Genomic DNA, 23,506 nt, shown 5'->3' with positions numbered 1-23,506 from the left:
GGTTGATAGGCCAGATGTGGAAGACCGGTAACGGTTGGAGCTGACTGGTACTAATAGGCCGAGGGCTTGTCCTCAGTTGCTCGCGTCCACTGTGTTGGTTCTGAAATAACGAACGGCCGTGTTTTCATCCGGTGTTCTGAATTTCATAGTGTTTCGGTGGTCATTGCGTGAGGGAAACGCCCGGTTACATTCCGAACCCGGAAGCTAAGCCTCACAGCGCCGATGGTACTGCAGGGGGGACCCTGTGGGAGAGTAGGACGCCGCCGAACAATCATTGACGGGAATGCCCCGCACCTCTGGTGCGGGGCATTTCTGCGTTCCAGACCCGTTTCCCGTGTGTGGACGAGGAAGCTTCTCCCCGTCCACACGTCACAACCTTCTCTCCTAGAGACGTCCGGCCGCTTTGAGCGCGAGATACGCATCAGCCAGAGCCGGCGCGAGTTTCTCGGGGGTCGCATCCACGACCGTGACGCCCTTGCTCTGCAACAGTTCTGCCGTCCGTCGCCTCTGGCCTTGTGCCTGGGCGCCGGCAGCGGCTTCGTACACCGCGTCCACTGTGCCTCGTGCCGCGCTCATCTCCTCGATCTGAGGATCGGCGACCGAGGCCACGATGACGGTGTGGCGTCGGGTGAGCTGCGGCAGGACGGGGAGAAGTCCTTCCTCCACGGGCGCTGCGTCGAGGCTCGTCAACAACACGATGAGCGATCGGCGCGGGGCGCTCTTCAGCGTTGCCGCGCTGAGGCCGCGGGCGTCCGTCTCCACCAGCTCCGGTTCCAGCGGGGCCAGCGCGTTCACCATGGCCGACAGGACGTCGCCCGCCGCGCGGCCCTGGACCTGGGCGCGTGTGCGCCGGTCGTAGGCGAGGAGATCAACCCGGTCGCCGGCTCGCGAGGCGAGGGCGGTCAGCAGGAGTGTGGCGTCCATGGCGGCGTCCAGACGTGGGACGTCGCCCACACGACCCGCCGAGGTGCGGCCGGTGTCGAGGACGATGAGGAGATGCCGGTCCCGTTCGGGGCGCCAGGTCCGTACGGTGACGGTCGACTGGCGCGCGGTCGCCCGCCAGTCGATGGACCGGGTGTCGTCGCCGGTCACGTACTCCCTGAGACTGTCGAACTCGGTGCCCTCGCCGCGGGTGAGCACGCTGGTGCGGCCGTCGAGTTCGCGCAGACGGGCAAGTCTGGACGGCAGGTGCTTCCGGCTCGTGAAGGGCGGAAGCACGCGCACCGTCCAGGGCACGTCGTGGCTGCCCTGGCGCGAGGCCAGTCCCAGCGGCCCGAAGGAGCGCACGGTTACCCGTTCCGCGTGCCGGTCGCCGCGTCGAGTGGGGCGGAGCAGGGTGGTGAGCCGGCGGCGCTCGCCCGGCGGGACGGTCACCGTGTGCCGGGAACTCGAATGGTCGGTCCCGGCGAGCCAGCTACTGGGCGGCCAGGCGTCGCGGAGCTGGGCGCGCAGGCGGCGGCCGGAGGGGTTGGTGACGGTCAGGTGGACTGCCGCGCTCTCGCCGAGCCGAACTGAGGTGTCACCGTTTCGGGTGAATTGGAGCGTTCGCACTGGTGTCGCCAGGGCGTAGTCGCACAGAATGGCGAGTGAGAGCGGCGCATTGACGGCGAGGATCCCCGCCCAACTGGGGGCGAAGACACCGATGGGGAGCGAGCCAAGAGCCGCGAGGAGAGCGCTCCGTCCGGTGAGGGCCACGGTTTCACCGCCTCATCGGGGTACGGGGACATGGGCGAGGATCGCGGTAATGACGGAGTCGGCAGTGACTCCCTCCATCTCTGCTTCGGGCCGGAGTTGGACGCGATGGCGCAGGGTGGGAAGAGCCAGGGCTTTGACGTCGTCGGGGATGACGTAGTCGCGGCCGGTCAGCCAGGCCCAGGCACGGGCTGTGGAGAGCAGGGCGGTGGCTCCTCGTGGGGAGACGCCGAGGGACAGCGAGGGGGATTCACGCGTGGTACGGCAGATATCGACGACATAGCCCGCGATCTCGGGTGAGACAGAGGTCTTGGCGACCGCTTCGCGCGCCGCTTGCAGGTCGGCCGGTCCGGCGACGGGCCGTACCCCCGCGGCCTGGAGATCGCGCGGATCGAACCCTTCAGCATGGCGGGTCAGCACATTGATCTCGTCGTCACGGGAGGGCAGCGGCACCGTCAGCTTGAGCAGGAAGCGGTCGAGCTGGGCTTCGGGAAGGGGGTAAGTGCCCTCGTACTCGACCGGGTTCTGGGTCGCGGCGACCAGGAACGGGTCGGGCAGGGGGCGCGCGACGCCGTCGACGGTGACCTGGCGCTCCTCCATGGCCTCCAGGAGGGACGACTGGGTCTTGGGCGGGGTGCGGTTGATCTCGTCGGCCAGCAGCAGATGGGTGAAGACCGGGCCGGGCTGGAAGGAGAACTCAGAGGTGCGGGAGTCGTAGACGAGTGAGCCGGTGATGTCGCTCGGCATCAGGTCCGGGGTGAACTGGACGCGTTTCGTGTCGAGTTCGAGGGAGGCGGCGAGTGCCCGTACGAGCAGGGTCTTGGCAACCCCGGGGACTCCTTCGAGGAGGACGTGGCCGCGGCAGAGCAGGGCTACGACAAGCCCGGTGACGGCGGGGTCCTGGCCGACCACCGCCTTCGCTATCTCGGCGCGCAGGGCTTCCAGGGCCGCGCGGGCACTGTCCGTGTTCCCGGCAGGTCCGGGGGTCCCGGCGTTCTGTGCGGTCGGGGCACTCATGAGGTGCGTACCTCTCTTTCGAGGGCGTCGAGTTGGTCCGCCAGGCGGATGAGAGCGGCGTCCCCGGTCGGGGCCGGACCGAAGAGGAGGGCGGCCAGGTCGTGGTCCGAGTCCGGCAGACGGGCGGAGACCGCGGGGATCAGGGAGTCGGGCCAGTGCGCCTTGGTGGGAGGGACGCCGAGGAGCGGGGCGAGACGGTCACGGGTGGCCGTGCGCAGGGCTGATGCGGCGTGGTCCCGTGCGTTCGCCTTGCGGTAGAGGCCGGCGCGCCCCTCGGTGGACTCCGAGGCGCGGATGGCCACGGGGAGCCGTTCCGTCACGAGCGGCCCCAGCCTGCGGGCGCGCCAGACGGCCGCGAGCAGCGCGGCCAGGAAGAGCTGGAAGGTTCCCCAGAGCCAGCCGGAAGGGATCAGTTCGAGGAATGTACTGCCGGCGTTGTCCTCGCCACCGTCGGCAGTGGAGGCGGAGTCATCACTGAGTGAAGGGAGGTACCAGACGAGATGAGGCCGGGAGCCGAGGAGTTGAAGGGCCAGCGACGCGTTGCCCTGCTGGTCGAGGCGGTCGTTGTACAGGATGTCGGGGGAACCGAGCAGCACGGTGTCGCCGGATGCGGCGTCGGTGGCCGACGTGCCGGCGGAGCCGGTCCGCGCGTCCGGGATTCTGAGGAGGGTCGGTGCGCCGTGGCTCGGGTAGCAGGAGTCGGCCCCGGGCGTGTCCGTCTCGTACCGCTCGCCGCCGATGTCGACGGTGCCCGCGCGGACGGCGGCGGGCAGCGAGCACCGGGGGGCGTGGGCCGAGACCGGTGCGGGGGTGTCCGTACGGACTCCGGGCGCCAGAGCGCCGAGGGACGGCGGGCCCGCGCCGAGCAGGACGGTACGACCGCCCGCGGGGGCCGTCCGGGCGCGCAGGGTGTGCTGCTGCGTGGATGTCAGCAGGTCGGGGTTGGTGACGAGCAGGGTGGTGTCGGGGCCGGCCTCGGCCGTGGCCGCGCGCAGGGTGGTGCGGACGGTGACGGAGACTCCGTGGTCCCTGAGGAGTTCGGCGGTGGCGCGGCTGCCGAACCGGTCCGCGGAGCGCGGGTCGAGACGGCCGTACTGTTCGCCGGAGCGCAGGGCGGCCATCGCGATCCCGGCCGTCAGCAGGACGAGAAGGGCGAGGAGGAGTCCGCGGCCTCGTGTCCAGACCTGGCGGGCGCTCGGGGCGAGCGAGGTGGGGCTGAGGGGGGAGGTCACTCGGTTGTTCCTCCGGCCACGGTGCTCAGGTGCGGCTTCGCTCGTTCGAGGTCGGTGTCGAGTTCACGCAGCCGCAGATATGTCCGCTCGTCGGCGGTGCGGCCCCCGTACGTGACGTCGTCGAACTCCCGGGCGGCCGTGCGTAGTCGGTCCGCGTGGCCGGGGAGTGCGCGCCCCGCTTCGGAGGCCGCTTCGTCGGCGGTGCGGCCGGGGCGGGGGTCGAGCAGGGCCCGTTCCTCCAGAGAGCGGACGATGGCACGCATCCGCTCCTGGACCGCTTCCGTCCAGCGGTGGGTCGCGGCGTGCGCCTCGGCCGTGGTGCGGTGCTGCGCGGCGCTGCGGGGGCCGTCGTCGAAGAGGGTGCCCGTGGCGGCCGACAGACGACGGGGGGCGCCCAGCCGCCACCACAGGGCGGCGCAGAGCGCCACGACGATCAGGGCGACCACGACGAGGCCGAGCGGGCCGCCGGGGGCGGCGCCGGACGCGCCTTCGAAGAGCTTGCCGATCCACTCCGCGATGCGATCGAGGGCACGTTCCAGGAGGTTGGGATCGTTCTCGTGGTACATCGGCTTGGACAGCTCCCGCTCCGCCGCCTCACGGGCGGGGACGCGGGAGGTGTCCACCGGCAGGTCGCCGCTCGCGTGGATCAGCGGCCGTGTCGTCGTTCCCCCCAGGACGGACACCGCATCAGCTCCCGGAGGGGCCGTGGCCCGGCTGTTCGGTGCCGTAGCCCGGTACGCCGGCGGCGCGTGCGAGTTCGAGGTCGAGAGCCTCGCGCCGGATGCGTTGGTCCACGTAGAGAAGGACGGTGACGCCGGCGGAGATCGGGTACGTGATGGTGGAGGCGATCACGGAACCGATGCCGGTGACGATGAGGAAGGGCCAGCCGGTGAGGCCGTCGCCGTCCACCGCCGTACCGATGACCGCGAACGGGATGGCGATGAGCAGCGAGAGCACCATGGACAGCAGCAGGGTGAGGGCCAGGATGCCGAAGGTGCGCCACCAGGCGCCCGCCACGAGCTTGGCGGAGCGGCGCATCGAGGGGATGACTCCCTGGCGTTCCAGCATGAGCGCGGGGGAGGTGAGGCTGAAGCGGACCATCAGCCAGATGACGACGACGAAGGCCGCCACCGCGCCGAGCAGGGAGAGCGCGACTCCGGCCGTGGACCCGATCAACAGGCCGGGCAGCATGCCGACGGTCAGCACGGCGGCGCTCATCAACGGCAGCAGCAGGGTGAATCCGAGCAGCTTGAGCAGGCGGGGGCGGGCCTCGCCCCAGGCGTCCGCGAGGGTGACGGGACGGCCCAGCACGGAGCGGCTGATCACCACGGTGAGTATCGCGGTGGTGAAGAGCGTGCAGATCACCAGGATGGCGAGCGAGGGGGCGTCGGCGGCGAGCTGCGACTGAGCCGAGTCGGCGGTCTGGCTGAGGAGTTCCGACGGTGTCGCGTTCGGGTCGAGCGCGACCGGCTCGGGCAGCAGATAGCGCCGGAGGAGGATGTCGCCGATCTGGGAGACCACGGAGACGACGAGGCTGACGCTCAGCACCGTGCGCCAGTGGACGCGCAGGGTCGAGACGGCACCGTCGAGGATCTCACCGACACTCAGCGGGCGGAGCGGGATGACCCCCGGCTTGGCGGCCGGCGGCTTGCCCCAGCCGGGACCGGGCCCGCCCGGAGGCGGTCCGCCCCAGCCCCGCGCGGGTCCGGGGGCGGTGGGGCCGGTGCCGGGCGTGCTCGGCGGGGACCACTGTCCGGCCGGTGGCTGGGAGGTGGACCACTTCGAGGTGGAGCCGGTGTCGTCGGCGGGCTCTGCGGGCCGGGGGACAGTGGTGTCCTGGCCGTCGGACGGGGCGGATCCGGGCGAGGCCCAGCCCGGAGTGTCGTTCACGGTCGTCCACCTCGTGGATTGGTTGAGAGGCCGGCTCGGGGAGCCGGCGCTTCGACGGTGCCCGTCCGCGGAGCGGGGCGGCGGGCCAGGTCGCGTCCGGTGGAGCTTCGCGGCCCAGACTCCGTCCGCCGCACCGGCGGCGCGAGTCGCCGCCGGTGGCGTGCGCCGAGGGGTGGCGGACCGGCGTCGTCGATGGACCGGAGGTACAGGGACGACACCGGCACCCCTGCGGGATGCGGTGCGGGGCGTCGCGGGCCTGTGAAGATCCGTCGGACACGACCTGGGTCCTGTTTCCCGGACCCCCGTGGATCGGTGGCGAAGTGCCGTACCTGGGGTTCCGGGCCCACGGAGATCCGGGAAACAGGGCCTGGCAGCCATCGTGCCACGCGGCGTGCCGGGACGGACCGGGGGCTGTATCTCCTTATCGGCTCTGTTCTCGCCTTCATTGTCCGTGCCGTAGCGGGCAGACTGAGCGGATGGCTGATCAGTACGCACACACGTCGGTCGGCGCGGAGCCGCCGATGCTCCCCTCTCTCCGTTGGGACGAGCCGCCCGAAGGGCCCGTACTGGTCCTCCTCGACCAGACGCGGCTTCCGGTCGAGGAGGCGGAGCTGGTCTGTACGGATGTGCCCGCGCTGGTGGTGGCGATCAGGACGCTGGCGGTCCGGGGCGCACCGCTGCTGGGGATCGCGGGCGCCTACGGGGTGGCGTTGGCCGCGGCGCGGGGTTACGACGTCGAGGACGCGGCGGAGCAGTTGGCGGGGGCGCGGCCCACCGCGGTGAACCTGGGGTACGGGGTGTACCGGGCCCGTGACGCGTACCGTGCGGCGGCCGACCGAGGGGAGGATCCGCAGGGGGCGGCGGCTGCCGCGCTCACCGAGGCGAAGCGGCTCCACCGGGAAGATGCCCAGGCCAGCGCGGAGATGGCGGCGTTCGGGCTCACACTCCTCGATGAACTGCTGCCGGGAGGCGGCCACCGGATCCTGACCCACTGCAACACCGGGGCGCTCGTCTCGGGTGGGGAGGGCACCGCGTTCGCGGTGGCCAGGGCGGCGCACCGCGCCGGTCGGCTGCGGCGCCTGTGGGTGGACGAGACGCGTCCGCTGCTCCAGGGTGCGCGGCTGACGGCGTACGAGGCGGCGCGCAACGGGATGGCGTACACCTTGCTGACGGACAACGCGGCGGGTTCTCTCTTCGCCGCGGGGGAGGTGGACGCCGTGCTGATCGGGGCGGACCGGATCGCCGCCGACGGCTCGGTGGCGAACAAGGTGGGGAGCTATCCGCTCGCCGTGCTCGCCAAGTACCACCATGTGCCGTTCATCGTGGTCGCCCCCACCACGACCATCGACCTGGACACCACGGACGGGGCGTCGATCGAGGTGGAGCAACGACCGGGCCAGGAGGTGACGGAGTTCACAGCGCCGCAGGTCGCGGTGGCGGGGGTGGAGCCCGGAGGGGGGATGCCGGTGGCACCGCTGGGGACGCAGGCGTACAACCCGGCCTTCGACGTCACTCCGCCGGAACTGGTGACGGCGATCGTCACCGAGTGCGGTGCGCTGTCCCCGGTGACCGGGGGCGGAATCGCGGAGCTGTGTGCCGGGGCGCGCCGGGCGGGGATCGGCTGAACCGGCGGCCGTCCCGCAGGTGTTCAGGGTGCGGTCGGGCCGTCCGGAACGGCCGTCCGCTCCACTACCGTGTGGGGCGACGGGAGGCGGGATGCGGGTGGGAGCGCCGTGGCGGTCGGCCAAGGGCTCGGATCCACCGCAGCGGGTTTGACATCAGTGCTTGACATCAACGTCGACGGACAGCGACGGTCACACACGGCCATCGGCGCACGTCGTCGCCGGTCAGTGAGACAGATCACGCGTGTCTACGCAACGGAAATGAAAATGGGATGATGTCGATATGAAGGGACGCGTCCTTGTCGTCGATGACGACACCGCACTGGCCGAGATGCTCGGGATTGTGCTGCGGGGTGAAGGTTTCGAGCCGTCGTTCGTAGCGGACGGTGACAAGGCACTCGCGGCCTTCCGGGAGGCCAAGCCGGACCTGGTGCTGCTGGACCTCATGCTGCCCGGCCGGGACGGCATCGAGGTGTGCCGGCTCATCAGGGCCGAGTCCGGGGTGCCCATCGTCATGCTCACGGCCAAGAGCGACACGGTCGATGTGGTGGTGGGGCTGGAGTCAGGCGCCGACGACTACATCGTCAAGCCGTTCAAGCCCAAGGAGCTGGTGGCCCGGATCAGGGCGCGGCTGCGCAGGTCGGAGGAGCCGGCGCCGGAGCAGTTGACCATAGGTGACCTGGTCATCGATGTGGCGGGTCACTCCGTGAAGCGGGACGGGCAGTCGATCGCCCTGACGCCGCTGGAGTTCGATCTGCTGGTCGCGCTGGCCCGTAAGCCGTGGCAGGTGTTCACCCGTGAGGTGCTTCTTGAGCAGGTGTGGGGCTACCGGCACGCCGCTGACACCCGACTGGTCAATGTGCATGTCCAGCGGCTGCGTTCCAAGGTCGAGCAGGACCCCGAACGCCCGGAGATCGTGGTGACCGTCCGTGGTGTCGGTTACAAGGCAGGGCCGAGCTGACATGTCCGGCGGCAGCGCTGCTCCGAAGCCCGGTGAGCCGGGAGTCCGTGCGGGGCGGGCTGCCGGGCCCGGGCGTGCCTTCTCGGGGGTGAGCCGGCTGTTCCAGAGCGGCCGGCTGCTCCAGGACGGTTCGCCGGGCGGTCCTGTGCTGCGGCTGCTCGTGCGGTGGGTGCGGCGTCCGCTGCTGCCCGCCGTGCGGCTGTGGCGGCGCAACATCCAGCTCCGGGTCGTCGCGGCGACGCTGCTGATGTCGCTGGGCGTGGTGCTGCTGCTCGGTTTCGTGGTCATCGGTCAGGTGCGCAACGGCCTGCTCGAAGCCAAGGAGAAGGCCGCGCAGAGCCAGGCGGCCGGCGGTTTCACCGTGGCCAAGGAGAAGGCCGACTCCCCGGCAGCGCTCGGCGGCCGGGACGGCGACGGGGAGAGCGGCCGGTCGGGGAGGAACTCCGTCAACTGGCGGTCCGACCTGGTCGAACAGCTCGCCAGTGGCGGCCCCGGGGCCTTCAACGTGGTCGCGCTGAGCCCCGACGGGCAGGACGCGGCGTCCACCAGCCGGGCGCCCCGGGTCTCCGGCGGGGTCGACTTCTCCAGCGTTCCCGGCAATCTGCGGACCGCGGTCGCGCAGGGCACCGGGCCGTACCAGAGGTACGCGCAGATCCGGTACACCCGGGCCACCGAGGACCGGGATCCGGAGCCGGGGCTGATCGTCGGCAAGCGGCTGAACGACGCCAACGGCAACGCGTACGAGCTGTACTACCTCTTCCCGCTGACGCAGGAGGAGCAGTCGCTCAACCTGGTCAAGGGCACGCTCGCCACGGCCGGGCTCTTCGTGGTGGTCCTGCTGGGCGCCATCGCCTGGCTGGTGGTGCGGCAGGTCGTGACACCCGTACGGATGGCCGCGGGGATCGCCGAGCGGCTCTCCACCGGCCGCCTCCAGGAACGTATGAAGGTCACCGGCGAGGACGACATCGCCCGGCTCGGTGAAGCCTTCAACAAGATGGCGCAGAATCTCCAGCTCAAGATCCAGCAGTTGGAGGAGCTCTCCCGGATGCAGCGGCGCTTCGTCTCCGACGTCTCGCACGAGCTGCGCACCCCGCTGACGACCGTACGGATGGCCGCCGACGTCATCCACGAGGCGCGCGCCGACTTCGATCCGGTGACGGCGCGCTCCGCCGAACTGCTCGGGGACCAGCTCGACCGCTTCGAGTCGCTGCTCGCGGACCTGCTGGAGATCAGCCGCTTCGACGCCGGCGCGGCGGCCCTGGAGGCCGAGCCGATAGATCTGCGCGAGGTCGTGCGCCGGGTGATCGGCGGCGCCGAGCCGCTGGCCGAGCGCAAGGGCAGCCGGATCCGGGTTCTCGGGGACGAGCAGCCCGTGGTCGCCGAGGCGGATGCCCGCCGGGTGGAGCGGGTGCTGCGCAATCTGGTCGTCAACGCCGTCGAGCACGGTGAGGGCCGGGATGTCGTCGTACGGCTCGGTGTGGCGGGCGGCGCCGTCGCGGTCGCCGTACGCGACTACGGGGTGGGGCTCAAACCGGGCGAGGCCACCCGGGTGTTCAACCGCTTCTGGCGGGCCGACCCGGCGCGCGCCCGCACGACCGGCGGTACCGGGCTCGGGCTGTCGATCGCCGTCGAGGACGCCCGGCTGCACGGCGGCTGGCTCCAGGCGTGGGGCGAACCCGGCGGGGGCTCCCAGTTCCGGCTGACACTGCCGCGTACGGCCGACGAGGCGTTGCGCGGCTCCCCGATACCGCTGGAGCCCGAGGACTCCCGGCGCAACCGGGAGAGCGCCGGGTCCCAGGAGCTGAAGGAGAGCGCGCACCGGCTGGCGAGCGTGCCGACACAGCCGCGCGTGGACCGCTCCCCGCTCCAGGCGGCAGCGGGACCGCCCGCGCTGCCCCGTACGGCCGCCGCGGTGGATCCCGCGGCCCTGCCGGGCAGTGGCGCCCGGGTGGTGGCGCGGCCCGCGGGGGAGCGGGCCCCCGAGGCGGGCACCCCATCAGAGGAATCCGCACCGTCGGATCCGCAGCGGGAGGACACGGTACGTGGGCGCTGACCGCCGTCGGTTCGGGCTGGGGAGGGCGGTGAGGACGCCGGCGGTGCTGGGGGTTCTCGCCCTGCTGCTGGCCGGGTGCGCGTCGATCCCGGACAGCGGGGAGGTGGAGCCGGTCAAGGCGTCGCCGGCCGGTGAGTCCCAGGTGCGGGTGTACGCCGTACCGCCGCGCGAGAAGGCGGGTCCCGCCGAGATCGTCGACGGCTTTCTGGAGGCCATGACCAGTGACGATCCCGACTTCGCGATGGCCAGGAAGTATCTGACGCCGGAAGCGTCCCGCTACTGGCAGCCGGGCGCCGGTACGACGGTGCTGCGCGCCGCGCCGGACCCCGCGGTCCCGAAGGAGGCGTCCGGCTCGGACAGCGGCGGTCTGACATATCCGCTGTACGGCGACCGGATCGCCGACGTGGACTCCTCGCACGCCTATCAGCCGCTCGATCCCACGGCGTACAACGGCACCATCCACCTGGTGCGGCAGAACATCGGGGGCACCAAGGAGTGGCGGATCGACGATCTGCCGCAGGGGCTCGTCCTCGGTGAGTCGGACTTCCAGCGCAACTACCGGTCCGTGAACAAGTACTACTTCGCCTCCGGCGAGAACTGGCTGGTCGCCGACCCGGTCTACATCCGTCAGCGCATAGACCCCACGAGCCGGATGGATCCGGTCACCCAGGCGGTCAGGGTGCTGCTCGACGGGCCGACGAACTGGCTGAAACCGGTCGTCGACTCCCCGTTCCCCAGCGGCACCGCCCTCCAGAAGGGCACCACGTCACTGGAGTTCGACGACCGGAACGCGCTGAAGGTGCCGCTCAACGAGAAGGCGTCCAAGGCGGGGCGCACGCAGTGCCGGAAGATGGCCGCGCAGCTCCTGTTCACCCTGCGGGACCTCACCGCCACGCCGGTGGGACAGGTCGAGCTGCTGGCGGACGGCTCCTCGCTCTGTGTGCTCAGCGGCGACCAGGCCGAGGAGTTCGCGCCGGACCGCACCACCGGCCGGCCCGACAACCCGTACTACGTGGACGACCGGGGGCGGCTCTCGCTGCTCCAGGCGGGCGGCGGCGAGAGCGTCGACCGGTCGCAGGTCATCGGGCCGCTGGGCAAGGGCGATCTGAAGCTGGGCTGGGTCGGGGTGGCGCGCGACGAGAAGCACGCGGCGGGCGTCACGAAGGACGCCAAGTCGCTGTACGTGTCGTCGATCCTCGCGGACAGCGAGCCGGGCGATCCGCTGGTGACCAGCAAGGGACCGAACGAGAAGGAACGGCTGTCTGCGCCGAGCTGGGACGGGCGCGGCGATCTGTGGGTCGCCGACCGGGACCCGGCGAACCCGCGTCTGCTGCGGTTCGCGGACGGTGAGGGCGAGCCGCGTACGGTCACGGTCGACGGGCTGGACGGCGCGCGCATCGAGGGGCTGCGGGTGTCGGCGGACGGGGTGCGGGTGGCGCTGCTGCTGGCGAAGGACGGCAGGACCACGCTCCAGATCGGGCGCGTGGAGCGGCACGGCTCAGCGGCCGAACCGGTGGTGTCCGTGGTGGAACTCCAGTCGGCCGCCCCGCAACTGGAGACCGTCACGGCGGTCTCCTGGGCCGGTCCGAGCAGGCTCGTGGTGGTCGGCAAGGAGCAGGGGGGCGTGCAGCAGGTCCGCTACATGCAGACCGACGGATCGACCTCGGCGTCGAGCGTGCTGCCCGGGCTGAACCAGGTGACGGCGATCGCCGCGGCCGACGACGACCAGCAGCCCGTGGTGGCCGACTCGGAGGACGCCGGGATCGTACGGCTGCCGACGGGCGCGAACTGGCAGACGATGGTCGAAGTGGGCTCCTCGCCCGTCTACCCGGGCTGACGTCCCACGGCCCCACCTCAGGTCGGCGCCGTCCGGTGACGGCACCGGCCCGAGGGGCTGGAATCAGCCGGTGGTCACGGACCGCCGGGACGCCGAAACGGCTGGTTACGGGCTTTGCCCGACTGAGTTGTCCACAGGGGTGGCCCGGTGCCTCGGAGGTTGGCACAGTGTGTCCCATGCGGGCGTGGTGGCGGGAGATCACCGGCCTGGTGCTGCCGGTCGCCTGTGGCGGATGCGGGAGCCCCAGGACACCTTTGTGCGAGGCGTGCGGCCGGGCGCTGTACGGGACCTGGCCGTGCCGGGTGCGGCCGGTGCCGGAGCCGCCGGGGCTGCCGGCCGTCCACGCGGCGGCTCCGTACGAGGACGCCGTACGGGCCGTTCTGCTGGCGCACAAGGAGCGCGGGGCTCTGGGCCTCGCCGCGCCGCTGGGACGTGCCCTGGCGGGCGCTGTACGGGCCGCAGCGCCGCCCGGTACGGGCGTGGGGCCGCTGCTCCTGGTCCCGGTGCCGTCCACCCTGCGCGCGGTCGGGGCGCGGGGGCACGACGCGGGCCGCAGGCTGGCGCTGGCCGCCGCCGGAGAGCTGCGGCGTACCGGGCGAGAGTGCCGGGTCCTGCCGCTGCTGCGCCAGCGCCGCCCGGTGGCCGATCAGGCGGCCCTCGGCGCCCGGCAGAGACAGGCGAATCTTTCGGGGGCGTTGGAGGTCGCGATCGGGGGTACCCGGCTGCTGGAAGGTGGCCGGGTGGTGTTGGTGGACGATCTCATGACGACGGGTGCCTCGCTCGCCGAAGGGGCGAGGGCACTGCGTGCCGCCATGGGTCCGGGCATTCCCGGATTCGTACAGGTGAGTGCTGCGGTCGTCGCCGCTCCGCCGCTGTCCTTCGAAATAAACCGGAACTGATGGGGACCGTGCATCGTTGCAGGTGAACAGGGCAGGAAAAGAGCTGAACAGAGGTACATGCCGGTAGCGGGTGCCGACACCCGTCCGGGGGGTCTATGTTCGGTTATGAGGAATGGCGCGAGCCGCGACTCATTGAATGCACTGGTGTGCTCCGGCGCTTTTCAGACCCCCGGAAATTCAGGGGAGTGGGGATCTCGCCGCTGGGGGAGGAGGAGGTGAAAGTCGCCAAGTCCGAGGCTCCGGTGACTATCGGGGCCTGGTGCAACAAGGAGTGACTCCGCAGCGAGGCGGAGTGATCCGGGAACGGAGTTCTGCGTGGACATCGTCGTCAAGGGCCGCAAGACAGAGGTGCCCGAGCGGTTCCGCAAGCACGTGGCGGAGAAGCTGAAGCTGGAGAAGATCCAGAAGCTCGACGCGAAGGTGATCAGCCTCGATGTCGAGGTGTCCAAGGAGCCCAATCCGCGGCAGGCCGACCGCAGTGACCGGGTGGAGATCACCCTTCATTCGCGGGGCCCCGTGATCCGTGCCGAGGCGGCGGCGGCCGATCCGTACGCGGCGCTCGACCTGGCCACCGGCAAACTGGAGGCGCGGCTGCGCAAGCAGCACGACAAGCGCCACAACCGGCGGGGCAACGGCCGGTTGTCGGCCGCGGAGGTCGTCGATGTCGTCCCCGGCGTGGCCCAGTTGAACGCGAACGGCGAGACCGCGGCGGAAGAGGCCCGCGAGGCGGCCGTACCCACCACCATGATCGGCACGCTTGAGGTGCAGGGCGAAGGCCCCCTGGTGGTCCGCGAGAAGACCCACGTCGCCGCACCGATGACGCTCGACCAGGCGCTCTACGAGATGGAGCTGGTCGGTCACGACTTCTATCTCTTCGTCGATTCCGACACCAAGGAGCCCAGCGTCGTCTACCGGCGCCACGCCTACGACTACGGCGTCATTCATCTCAGGACGGACCCGCTGGCCGGCTCGGAGCCGGACGGTGCGGGTGGCGCTCTCGGCGGCTGAGCGCGGTTGGAGCGGCTGACACACCGGCGGACCGCTCGAATTCAGCCGGAAAAGAGGCCGGAATCCCACGCCCGTCGGTGTCCCCGAGCGCTCGTAGAGCCCTTGGGGGCACCACGGTGCGTCCTGAGGACGACCCCTCCGCGGCCCGGGCATGAAATCATGGAGCCGCAAGCCAACAAGTGGTCTGCGAACTGCGGTTGGCCGGCTCCATGAATGCGGGCCCCGGCCTTCAGGGGGAGGAACGATGGCGGACAGCTTCGGACCGGTGCATCACGCCGGTGGGGCCGGTGGCGCGGTCGGCGGCGCCGGGTCCGGGTCCGACACGGACGCGGAGCGGGGCGGCTCGCGCCCGGAGCCGATCCGGGTCCTCGTCGTGGACGACCACGCGCTCTTCCGCCGCGGGCTGGAGATCGTTCTCGCGCAGGAGGAGGACATCCAGGTCGTCGGCGAGGCGGGCGACGGGGCCGAGGCCGTCGACAAGGCCGCGGACCTGCTGCCGGACATCGTGCTGATGGACGTCAGGATGCCCAAGCGCGGCGGTATCGAGGCGTGCACCTCCATCAAGGAGGTGGCACCCAGCGCCAAGATCATCATGCTGACGATCAGCGACGAGGAGGCCGACCTCTACGACGCGATCAAGGCGGGCGCCACCGGCTATCTCCTCAAGGAGATCTCCACCGACGAGGTCGCCACGGCGATCCGCGCCGTGGCCGACGGCCAGTCGCAGATCAGCCCCTCCATGGCGTCCAAGCTGCTCACCGAGTTCAAGTCGATGATCCAGCGCACCGACGAACGCAGGCTCGTGCCCGCGCCGCGGCTGACCGAGCGCGAGCTGGAGGTCCTGAAGCTGGTGGCCACGGGGATGAACAACCGGGACATCGCCAAGGAGCTGTTCATCTCCGAGAACACCGTGAAGAACCACGTCCGCAACATCCTGGAGAAGCTGCAGCTCCACTCCCGGATGGAGGCCGTGGTCTACGCGATGCGCGAGAAGATCCTCGAAATCCGCTGACCACGCCCCCACGCGTCGGCTTCACGCCCCCTGCGTCCGCCTCCGTGCGCGCGCCCGGCTCGCCGCGTGCTCCCGCGTCACTCCGACGCGGCGAGCGCCCCGGCCAGCGGGCCGCGCAGCTCGGGCGGGTCGACGCGCTCCACCCGTACGTCCGAGCAGCCGACCCACTCAGCGGCCTCCCGCAGCGCCGACGCCATCGGGGACACGCCCTTCGGGGTGTCCAGGGAGACGTGCTTGGCCACCAGCGTCTTTCCCTCGCGCGCCGGGTCGACCCGGCCCAGCAGCCGGCCGCCGGAGAGCAGCGGCATCGCGAAGTAGCCGTACACCCGCTTCTGCTTGGGGACGTACGCCTCCAGCCGGTGGGTGAAGCCGAAGATCCGCTCGGTGCGGGCCCGCTCCCAGATGAGGGAGTCGAACGGTGACAGCAGCGTCGTACGGTGCCGGCCGCGCGGGGCGGTCGCCAGCGCCGCCGGGTCCGCCCACGCGGGCTTCGCCCAGCCCTCGACGCTCACCGGCACCAGCCCCGAGTCCGCGATCACCGCGTCGACCTGCTCGCCCTTGATCCGGTGGTAGTCCGCGATGTCGGCGCGTGTCCCCACCCCGAGCGACCGGCCGGCGAGCGCCACGAGGCGGCGCAGGCACTCCGTGTCGTCCAGGTCGTCATGGAGCAGCGCACTCGGCACGGCGCGCTCCGCGAGGTCGTACACCCGCTTCCAGCTCCGCCGCCCCGTGCACACGACCTCCCCGTACATCAGCGCGCGCTCGACGGCCACCTTCGCCTCGGACCAGTCCCACCACAGCCCGCCGTTCTTGGCGCCGCCCAGCTCCGTGGCGGTCAGCGGGCCCTCCGCGCGCAACTGCTTGATCACCGCGTCGTACGTCCCGTCCGCCAGCTCGTGGTACCAGTGCGGGCGGGCGCGGTACGCGCGGCGGCGGAAGGCGAAGTGCGGCCACTCCTCGATGGGCAGCACACAGGCCGCGTGGGACCAGTACTCGAAGGCGTGCGGCTCGGCCGGCGACACGCCGTCGGCCGGAGGCGTCCAGTAGGCGTCCTCGACCGTTCTGCGGCCCACCGCGCCCAGCCGCGCGTACGGGATCAGCTCGTGGGACCGGGCGAGCACCGAGATGGTGTCGAGCTGGACGGCGCCGAGGTGCCGCAGCACCCCCCGCACGCCGCCGCGCCGGTCCGGGGCGCCGAGGAACCCCTGGGCGCGCAGCGCGATACGGCGGGCCTCGTCGGCGGAGAGCTCGATGGTGGCGGGCGGCACAGTCGTCATGGTCCGCACGATAGACGGCCCCACCGACAACGGGTCCGGGAGGCCGGGGGTCAGCTCCGCGCGGGCAGGTACGGGTGGGCGCCGGGCAGCCCCAGGTCCGAGGGGAGGAGCGAGCCGATCCAGGCGTCCCGCAGGGTGTCCCGGTGGAGCAGGGCGGCGCGGAGCACGCCCTCCACCACGAAACCGGCCTTCTCCGCGACGGCCCGCGACCCCTCGTTGCCGACCTCGGCGCGCCACTCCAGCCGCTCCGCGCCCAGCGCCGTGAAGGCCCAGCGGGCCACGGCCCCCACCGCTTCCGACGTGTGGCCGCGCCCGCGGTGCTCCTTCGCCGTCCAGTAGCCGATCTCCCACGTGCCGGTCTGGCGATGCACGCTGACGGCGCCCAGGAGGGGGCCGCCGCCGAGGGGCAGCACACCGAAGGTGCAGTTGATCCCGGAGCGCCAGCCGTCCGCGACCAGCCGCTCGACGAAGTGCTCGGCGTGTCCGCGTTCGTACGGCGTGGGGACGGCGATCCAGCGCTGTATCCCGGGGTCCTGGCAGATCGCGTGCACGGCGTCGGCATCGTCGGGCGTGAGGGCGCGCAGCAGCAGGCGCTCGGTGGTGAGGGTGACGGGTTCCATGGACGGATTCTGCTGAGGGGGGCGGTGCGGGACGAATGCTTTTCGGGCCGTACCGGCACCTTCCACGGGTTCCGCGCGTTCATATATGCGGGTGGCGGCAGACCCGCGTGACGGCGGCCCTCCCGGCGTGGCCGAGTCCTCGCTTACGATGGCCGTTGCGGTGGGGCCCGCCTGCCGTGCCCGCGCCCGTGTCCGATTCCGACCCACGTGCCAGGCCCGACCGGCAAGGAGACCAGCCTCAGTGTCCGTCTTCAACAAGCTCATGCGTGCAGGCGAAGGCAAGATCCTGCGCAAACTGCACCGCATCGCGGACCAGGTCAACTCTATCGAAGAGGACTTCGTCAGCCTCTCCGACGCCGAGTTGAGGGCGCTCACCGCCGAGTACAAAGAGCGGTACGCCGATGGCGAGAGCCTGGACGACCTGCTCCCCGAGGCGTTCGCGACCGTCCGCGAGGCGGCCAAGCGCGTCCTCGGCCAGCGCCACTACGACGTACAGCTCATGGGTGGCGCCGCGCTGCACCTCGGCTTTGTCGCCGAGATGAAGACCGGTGAGGGCAAGACCCTCGTCGGCACGCTGCCCGCGTACCTCAACGCGCTGTCCGGCAAGGGCGTCCACCTGATCACGGTGAACGACTACCTGGCCGAGCGCGACTCCGAGCTGATGGGCCGCGTCCACAACTTCCTGGGCCTCAAGGTCGGCTGCATCATGGCGAACATGTCGCCCGCGCAGCGCCGTGAGCAGTACGCGTGCGACATCACGTACGGCACGAACAACGAGTTCGGCTTCGACTACCTGCGCGACAACATGGCGTGGTCCCAGGAGGAGCTGGTCCAGCGCGGCCACAACTTCGCCGTGGTCGACGAGGTCGACTCCATCCTGGTCGACGAGGCCCGTACGCCGCTGATCATCTCCGGCCCCGCCGACCAGGCCACGAAGTGGTACGGCGACTTCGCCAAGCTGGTCAAGCGGCTCACCAAGGGTGAGGCGGGCAACCCGCTCAAGGGCATCGAGGAGACCGGCGACTACGAGGTCGACGAGAAGAAGCGCACGGTCGCGATCCACGAGCCCGGTGTCGCCAAGGTCGAGGACTGGCTCGGTATCGACAACCTGTACGAGTCGGTGAACACCCCGCTCGTCGGTTATCTGAACAACGCCATCAAGGCCAAGGAGCTGTTCAAGAACGACAAGGACTATGTCGTCATGGACGGCGAAGTCATGATCGTCGACGAGCACACCGGCCGTATCCTCGCCGGCCGCCGCTACAACGAGGGCATGCACCAGGCGATCGAGGCGAAGGAAGGGGTGGACATCAAGGACGAGAACCAGACCCTCGCCACCATCACCCTGCAGAACTTCTTCCGCCTCTACGGCAAGCTCTCCGGCATGACCGGTACGGCCATGACCGAGGCCGCCGAGTTCCACCAGATCTACAAGCTGGGCGTCGTGCCGATCCCGACGAACCGGCCGATGGTCCGTATGGACCAGTCCGACCTGATCTACCGCACCGAGGTCGCCAAGTTCGCCGCGGTCGTGGACGACATCGCGGAGAAGCACGAGAAGGGCCAGCCGGTCCTGGTCGGTACGACCTCCGTCGAGAAGTCCGAGTACCTCTCGCAGCAGCTCAGCAAGCGCGGTGTGCAGCACGAGGTGCTGAACGCGAAGCAGAACGACCGCGAGGCCACGATCGTCGCCCAGGCGGGCCGCAAGGGCGCCGTCACCGTCGCGACGAACATGGCCGGCCGCGGTACGGACATCAAGCTCGGCGGCAACCCCGACGACCTGGCGGAGGCGGAGCTGCGTCAGCGCGGCCTGGACCCCGTCGAGCACGTCGAGGAGTGGGCGGCGGCGCTGCCCGCCGCGCTGGAGAAGGCCGAGCAGGCCGTCAAGGCGGAGTTCGAGGAGGTCAAGGACCTGGGCGGGCTCTACGTCCTGGGTACCGAGCGCCACGAGTCGCGCCGTATCGACAACCAGCTCCGCGGCCGTTCGGGCCGTCAGGGCGACCCGGGCGAGTCCCGCTTCTACCTGTCGCTCGGCGACGACCTGATGCGGCTGTTCAAGGCGCAGATGGTCGAGCGCGTGATGTCCATGGCGAACGTGCCGGACGACGTCCCCATCGAGAACAAGATGGTGACGCGCGCCATCGCCTCCGCGCAGTCCCAGGTCGAGCAGCAGAACTTCGAGACCCGTAAGAACGTTCTGAAGTACGACGAGGTCCTGAACCGGCAGCGCGAGGTCATCTACGGCGAGCGCCGCCGCGTCCTGGAGGGCGAGGACCTCCAGGACCAGGTGCGCCACTTCATGGACGACACGATCGACGCGTACATCCAGGCGGAGACCGTCGAGGGCTTCGCCGAGGAGTGGGACCTGGACCGGCTGTGGGGCGCCTTCAAGCAGCTCTACCCGACGAAGGTCACCGTCGAGGAGCTGGAGGACGCGGCCGGCGACCGTGCCGGGATCACCGCCGAGTTCATCTCGGAGTCCATCAAGGACGACATCTACGCCCAGTACGAGGAGCGGGAGAACCAGCTCGGCTCGGACATCATGCGTGAGCTGGAGCGGCGTGTGGTGCTCTCCGTCCTGGACCGCAAGTGGCGTGAGCACCTGTACGAGATGGACTACCTCCAGGAGGGCATCGGCCTGCGGGCGATGGCCCAGAAGGACCCGCTGGTCGAGTACCAGCGCGAGGGCTTCGACATGTTCAACGCCATGATGGAGGGCATCAAGGAGGAGTCCGTCGGCTACCTGTTCAACCTGGAGGTCCAGGTCGAGCAGCAGGTCGAGGAGGTCCCGGTGGAGGACTCCGCCGAGCGCCCGTCCCTCGCCAAGAAGGAGGACGCGGTGCCCGCGGCCACCGCGCGTCCGGAGATCAGGGCGAAGGGTCTGGACGCGCCGCAGCGGCCCGACCGGCTGCACTTCTCCGCGCCCACGGTGGACGGCGAGGGCGGCATCGTCGAGGGCGACTTCCAGAGCGCGGACGGACCGACGCGCTCCACGTCGGACGGCATGACGCGGGCCGAGCGCCGCAAGGCGCAGAAGAGCGCCCCCAGCGGACGCCGCCGCAAGAAGTAGGGCCGGGGCCCGGACAGCGGACCGGGCGGCCGATCGTACGGGCCGGGGCGCGCACTCTCGTGGTGCGCGCCCCGGCCCTGTGCCGTCCCGGGGGTCCACGGGCCGGGCGGCCGTGGTCCGGCCGCTCGCGGGCCGGGTGCGCGGGGTACGGGTGCTCACGCGTCGGTGGTGACGCGCTCGCCGCCGACCTCGACCGCCGCGCAGCGCCAGCGCAGATCGCTGCTCCGCTCCAGCCGGAAGGCCAGGGCGCGGACCTGTTCGCCCGCGGCGATGCTGGCGGACGCCTCGACCACCCCGGGCCTGGGCTGGGAGAACCGGCAGGTGCGGATCACGGGGCGGACGCCCCTGGCCCTGAGCGGGGTGCCCGGTGCGAGCCGGACGAGCTGTTCGTACGCCTCGCCGACGGTCTGGCCGAGCATCCAGTGCACGGGCCGGTGGCCGCTGAGGACGGCGAGCAGCCGCTCCGCGAACAGCTCGTGCGGCGGGACGTGCCGGCTCCGCTGCGGACGTACGGCGCCGGGCCTGCGCGGATCGCGGCGGCCTGGCGGCCTGGCCCCGGTGGAGAAGGCGGTGGTGGGAGTGGAGGAAGTGGTCCTGTTCACGCAGATCGCCCCCGTTCTGCCCGGCCGGTCCGATACCGGTCGGTAACTTGTTGGGGGATCTTTTACGTGCCCTTGGGGGAGCGCCGCAAGGAGGGGGCGCCGGCGGGGCGCGAGGCGGTGAAATCACCTATCCGGGTGATCGGCGGGCGGTACGGGGCCTGGTGGCACGGGTAGGGACGGTTCCCGGTGGACGCCTGGGAGCCCCATATGTGTCACCCCGAAGAGGGACCGGCCCACGTATCCTTAGGTGTTCTCCCGACGACGAAAGCGGCCATGCCATGCGTGTGTACGTCCCCCTGACGCTTCCCGGTCTCGCAGAGGCGCACAAGGCCGGTGAGCTGGGACCGGGGCCGCTGACGGCGTACGCGGTGACGCCGGGGCTGCGGGAGTGGTACGTCTCGGACGACATCGAGGAGCTGGAGTACGCCGCCCTCAACCGCGCCGCCGCCGCCTCGCTCCGGCTGATCGCCGCGGACCCGGCCGCGGCCCGCCGCCGGGTGGTCGTCGCGGCGGACGTACCGGACCGGGAGGCCGTGTCGGACCCCGACATGCGGCTGGACGCCTCCTCGCTCGGCGAGGTGCGCATCGCGGCGGCGATCGCCCTGCGGAAGGCCGCGGCGGTGCACGTGGACTCCGACGACGCGGACGCCGACGTGACAGCGGCGGCGGCGGCGCTGGGCGCGGCGGACCACGGGGACGACGACGCGCGGTTCACGGTGGACGGCGCGGAGGACCACGAACTGCTCTGGTTCGGAATCCAGGAGATCCCGAACCTGATCGCCTGATCGCCTGATCGCCTGACCGCCCCTGACCTGCCCGGACGGGTTGTCCGGAGGCGTTGTCGGACCCGGCCGGTACGGTTTTGTCCATGGGGAAGCAGAACACGCATCTGGTGTGGGACTGGAACGGCACGATCCTCGACGACATGCGCGCGGTCATCGGGGCGACCAACGCGGCCTTCGCGGAGATAGGGCTGGCGCCGATCACGCTCGACCGCTACCGGGAGCTGTACTGCGTCCCCATCCCGCGCTTCTACGAGCGGCTCATGGGGCGCCTGCCGAGCGACGCCGAGTGGGTCGTCATGGACGAGACGTTCCACCGCCACTACACGGAGCGGCGTGACACCTGCGGGCTGACGCGCGGCGTCGAGGAACTGCTCGCGGGGTGGGCGCTCGCGGGCGGCAGCCAGTCACTGCTGAGCATGTACGGGCACGAACACCTGGTCCCGACGGTGCGGGGATACGGAATCGAGCGCCACTTCCTCCGCGTCGACGGCCGCAAGGGCCCCTCGGGCGGCAGCAAGGCGCTGCACCTGGAACGCCATCTGACCGCGCTGGCCGGGGCGGGCGGGGAGATATCCGCCGTCCGTACGGTGGTGATCGGCGACGCGGTCGACGACGCGGTGGCGGCGGCGCACGTGGGGGCCCGTGCCGTGCTCTACACCGGCGGTACCAACAGCCGGGCCACCCTGGAGTCGGTGGGCGTCCCGGTCGTGGACACCCTGGAGGAAGCGGTGGCGCTCGCCCGGGACCTGGCGTAACCCCCGGCCCCGCGTCGGGCGGAGCCGGAGACCCGCCCGGAGCCGGAGACCAGCCCGGCGCCGTACCCGGGAGCCGCCAGCGGTCCGCGTCGAGGAGCCGTCAGTCGTTCCCGTGCGCGGACGTGTCCTGGGACACCGGGGCCTTCGCGCGCAGCACGGTCAGGAATTCACGCATCCAGGCCGGGTGGTCGGGCCAGGCGCGGGAGGAGACCAGGGTGCCGTCCACCACCGCCTCCGTGTCCTGGAACGTCGCTCCCGCCGTCTGCATGTCGATCTCCAGGGCCGGATAGGCCGTGACCCGGCGGCCGGCGAGTTCGCCGATCGCGGCCGTCAGGAGCGGGCCGTGGCAGATCTGCGCCACCGGCTTGTCCGCGTCGAAGAACGACTTGAGGATCTTGCGCAGCTCCGCGTCGCCGCGCAGGTATTCGGGGGCCCGGCCGCCCGGGATGACCACGGCCGCGTACTCCGTCGGGTCGACCTCCGAGAACGCCAGGTCGGCGGGGAAGGTGTAACCGGGCTTCTCGGTGTAGGTGTCGAAGCCGGGCTCGAAGTCATGGACCACGAACTGGAGCTTTTTCCGGGACGGAGCGGCGATATGGACCTCGTACCCCTCTTCGAGCAGGCGCTGGTACGGATAGAGGACTTCAAGGGACTCGGCGGCGTCGCCGGTGACGATCAGGACCTTGGCTGCCATGGCTGCTCCCGGGAAGGATGGGGCGGTCTGTCCACCTGTCGACCAGTCTGCCGATCCGCGCCGTCCCCGTCCGCGCGTCCGCGGGGGAGGGCGGACCGTGTCACCCCGAACCACCCCACGGGTCTGTCCGAAGTGGCCAATTCGGTGCCTTGCTTTTGTACACAAGCGGCTCATGACGGAGCCTGGGTGGAGAGCGATAGCCTGGTGACCGTGATCAGCGCGATACGCCGTGGGGGCAGCGAAGCCCCCGGCCTGCGCCCGGAGCGCCACCGCGCCCGGGCGACCGCCGCTCACCCGGGTCATTGCCCACGTCAGGATCGCCTGCCGGTCGCGGCACCGGAAACGGGGCGACTGCCAAAATTGGTCAATAAGGCCCCGGCCATCTCTCATCGCGGCATAACGTCGACCTCGACCGGAAACCCCGCGTCGTGGCGTTGTGTCGCTTCCTTCACCTACGTCACGCAACGGCGCGCGACAGGA

Annotated in this window: 19 protein-coding genes and 2 rRNA genes; 12 read left to right on the top strand and 9 right to left on the bottom strand. The window is 71.0% G+C overall.

Annotated elements, in window-relative coordinates; genetic code table 11:
- Window positions 1-74, top strand: a 23S ribosomal RNA gene (locus ACIO3P_RS06070); the annotation flags it as partial.
- A gap of 78 nt (window positions 75-152) precedes the next feature.
- A 5S ribosomal RNA gene (gene rrf / locus ACIO3P_RS06065) occupies window positions 153-269 on the top strand.
- A gap of 115 nt (window positions 270-384) precedes the next feature.
- Here rrf and ACIO3P_RS06060 read toward each other — a convergent pair.
- The 5 genes from ACIO3P_RS06060 to ACIO3P_RS06040 are packed head-to-tail and all read right to left on the bottom strand — an operon-like array spanning window position 385 to window position 5,831.
- On the bottom strand, window positions 385-1,695 hold the full coding sequence (locus ACIO3P_RS06060; protein WP_401855270.1) for a DUF58 domain-containing protein: 1,311 nt from the start codon (window positions 1,693-1,695) through the stop codon (window positions 385-387).
- A gap of 12 nt (window positions 1,696-1,707) precedes the next feature.
- On the bottom strand, window positions 1,708-2,709 hold the full coding sequence (locus ACIO3P_RS06055; protein ID WP_329826354.1) for a MoxR family ATPase: 1,002 nt from the start codon (window positions 2,707-2,709) through the stop codon (window positions 1,708-1,710).
- Complete coding sequence (locus ACIO3P_RS06050) at window positions 2,706-3,941, bottom strand: DUF4350 domain-containing protein (protein ID WP_401855267.1); 1,236 nt, start codon at window positions 3,939-3,941, stop codon at window positions 2,706-2,708. The genes ACIO3P_RS06055 and ACIO3P_RS06050 overlap by 4 nt, the downstream gene beginning before the upstream one ends.
- Window positions 3,938-4,624: a DUF4129 domain-containing protein gene (locus ACIO3P_RS06045; protein WP_329826352.1), complete on the bottom strand. Its 687-nt coding sequence runs from the start codon at window positions 4,622-4,624 to the stop codon at window positions 3,938-3,940. The genes ACIO3P_RS06050 and ACIO3P_RS06045 overlap by 4 nt, the downstream gene beginning before the upstream one ends.
- Before the next feature lie 4 nt (window positions 4,625-4,628).
- Window positions 4,629-5,831, bottom strand: a complete 1,203-nt coding sequence (locus tag ACIO3P_RS06040) for a hypothetical protein (RefSeq protein WP_401855265.1) — start codon at window positions 5,829-5,831, stop codon at window positions 4,629-4,631.
- 476 nt (window positions 5,832-6,307) lie between these two features.
- Between ACIO3P_RS06040 and mtnA the strand changes: the two genes are divergently transcribed.
- The 7 genes from mtnA to ACIO3P_RS06005 all read left to right on the top strand — a co-directional run bounded on the left by mtnA (window position 6,308) and on the right by ACIO3P_RS06005 (window position 15,223).
- Window positions 6,308-7,456 carry an S-methyl-5-thioribose-1-phosphate isomerase gene (gene mtnA, locus ACIO3P_RS06035; RefSeq protein WP_329826350.1) on the top strand — a complete coding sequence of 383 codons (1,149 nt, stop codon included), beginning with the start codon at window positions 6,308-6,310 and terminating at the stop codon, window positions 7,454-7,456.
- 280 nt (window positions 7,457-7,736) lie between these two features.
- The gene (mtrA, locus tag ACIO3P_RS06030) at window positions 7,737-8,414 is read left to right on the top strand and encodes a two-component system response regulator MtrA (protein ID WP_329826349.1); all 678 of its coding nucleotides are present in this window, start codon (window positions 7,737-7,739) and stop codon (window positions 8,412-8,414) included.
- A 1-nt stretch (window position 8,415) separates the two neighbouring features.
- A complete protein-coding gene (gene mtrB / locus ACIO3P_RS06025; protein ID WP_329826348.1) occupies window positions 8,416-10,467 on the top strand; it encodes an MtrAB system histidine kinase MtrB in 2,052 nt (683 codons plus the stop codon).
- Window positions 10,457-12,304, top strand: coding sequence for an LpqB family beta-propeller domain-containing protein (locus ACIO3P_RS06020; protein ID WP_329826347.1), 1,848 nt, complete (start codon window positions 10,457-10,459; stop codon window positions 12,302-12,304). The genes mtrB and ACIO3P_RS06020 overlap by 11 nt, the downstream gene beginning before the upstream one ends.
- Before the next feature lie 176 nt (window positions 12,305-12,480).
- Entirely contained in the window at window positions 12,481-13,203 is a 723-nt protein-coding gene (locus ACIO3P_RS06015) for a ComF family protein (protein WP_399299836.1), read from the top strand.
- A 315-nt stretch (window positions 13,204-13,518) separates the two neighbouring features.
- Entirely contained in the window at window positions 13,519-14,211 is a 693-nt protein-coding gene (gene hpf, locus ACIO3P_RS06010) for a ribosome hibernation-promoting factor, HPF/YfiA family (protein ID WP_329826345.1), read from the top strand.
- 244 nt (window positions 14,212-14,455) lie between these two features.
- Window positions 14,456-15,223, top strand: coding sequence for a response regulator transcription factor (locus tag ACIO3P_RS06005; protein WP_329826344.1), 768 nt, complete (start codon window positions 14,456-14,458; stop codon window positions 15,221-15,223).
- A 77-nt stretch (window positions 15,224-15,300) separates the two neighbouring features.
- Here the strand turns inward: ACIO3P_RS06005 and ACIO3P_RS06000 are convergent, their stop codons facing one another.
- Both ACIO3P_RS06000 and ACIO3P_RS05995 read right to left on the bottom strand, forming a co-directional pair.
- Entirely contained in the window at window positions 15,301-16,500 is a 1,200-nt protein-coding gene (locus tag ACIO3P_RS06000; protein ID WP_329826343.1) for a DNA glycosylase AlkZ-like family protein, read from the bottom strand.
- A gap of 50 nt (window positions 16,501-16,550) precedes the next feature.
- Complete coding sequence (locus ACIO3P_RS05995) at window positions 16,551-17,120, bottom strand: GNAT family N-acetyltransferase (RefSeq protein ID WP_329826342.1); 570 nt, start codon at window positions 17,118-17,120, stop codon at window positions 16,551-16,553.
- 241 nt (window positions 17,121-17,361) lie between these two features.
- On the opposite strand from ACIO3P_RS05995, the gene secA reads away from it, so the two are divergent.
- A complete protein-coding gene (gene secA / locus ACIO3P_RS05990; RefSeq protein ID WP_329826341.1) occupies window positions 17,362-20,190 on the top strand; it encodes a preprotein translocase subunit SecA in 2,829 nt (942 codons plus the stop codon).
- A 155-nt stretch (window positions 20,191-20,345) separates the two neighbouring features.
- Here secA and ACIO3P_RS05985 read toward each other — a convergent pair whose 3' ends face one another.
- Window positions 20,346-20,792, bottom strand: a complete 447-nt coding sequence (locus ACIO3P_RS05985; RefSeq protein ID WP_329826340.1) for an Rv3235 family protein — start codon at window positions 20,790-20,792, stop codon at window positions 20,346-20,348.
- A 278-nt stretch (window positions 20,793-21,070) separates the two neighbouring features.
- Between ACIO3P_RS05985 and ACIO3P_RS05980 the strand changes: the two genes are divergently transcribed.
- Complete coding sequence (locus ACIO3P_RS05980) at window positions 21,071-21,577, top strand: DUF6912 family protein (protein WP_401794611.1); 507 nt, start codon at window positions 21,071-21,073, stop codon at window positions 21,575-21,577.
- 83 nt (window positions 21,578-21,660) lie between these two features.
- Entirely contained in the window at window positions 21,661-22,332 is a 672-nt protein-coding gene (locus ACIO3P_RS05975) for an HAD hydrolase-like protein (protein ID WP_329826338.1), read from the top strand.
- A 100-nt stretch (window positions 22,333-22,432) separates the two neighbouring features.
- Here ACIO3P_RS05975 and ACIO3P_RS05970 read toward each other — a convergent pair whose 3' ends face one another.
- Complete coding sequence (locus tag ACIO3P_RS05970) at window positions 22,433-23,026, bottom strand: DJ-1/PfpI family protein (RefSeq protein WP_329826337.1); 594 nt, start codon at window positions 23,024-23,026, stop codon at window positions 22,433-22,435.
- Window positions 23,027-23,506 lie beyond the last annotated feature (480 nt).

It is taken from the genome of Streptomyces sp. NPDC087310 (genome assembly GCF_044744405.1).
In the GTDB taxonomy this organism is placed as follows: Bacteria; Actinomycetota; Actinomycetes; order Streptomycetales; family Streptomycetaceae; genus Streptomyces.
This window is presented reverse-complemented; position numbering and strand designations above follow the sequence as displayed.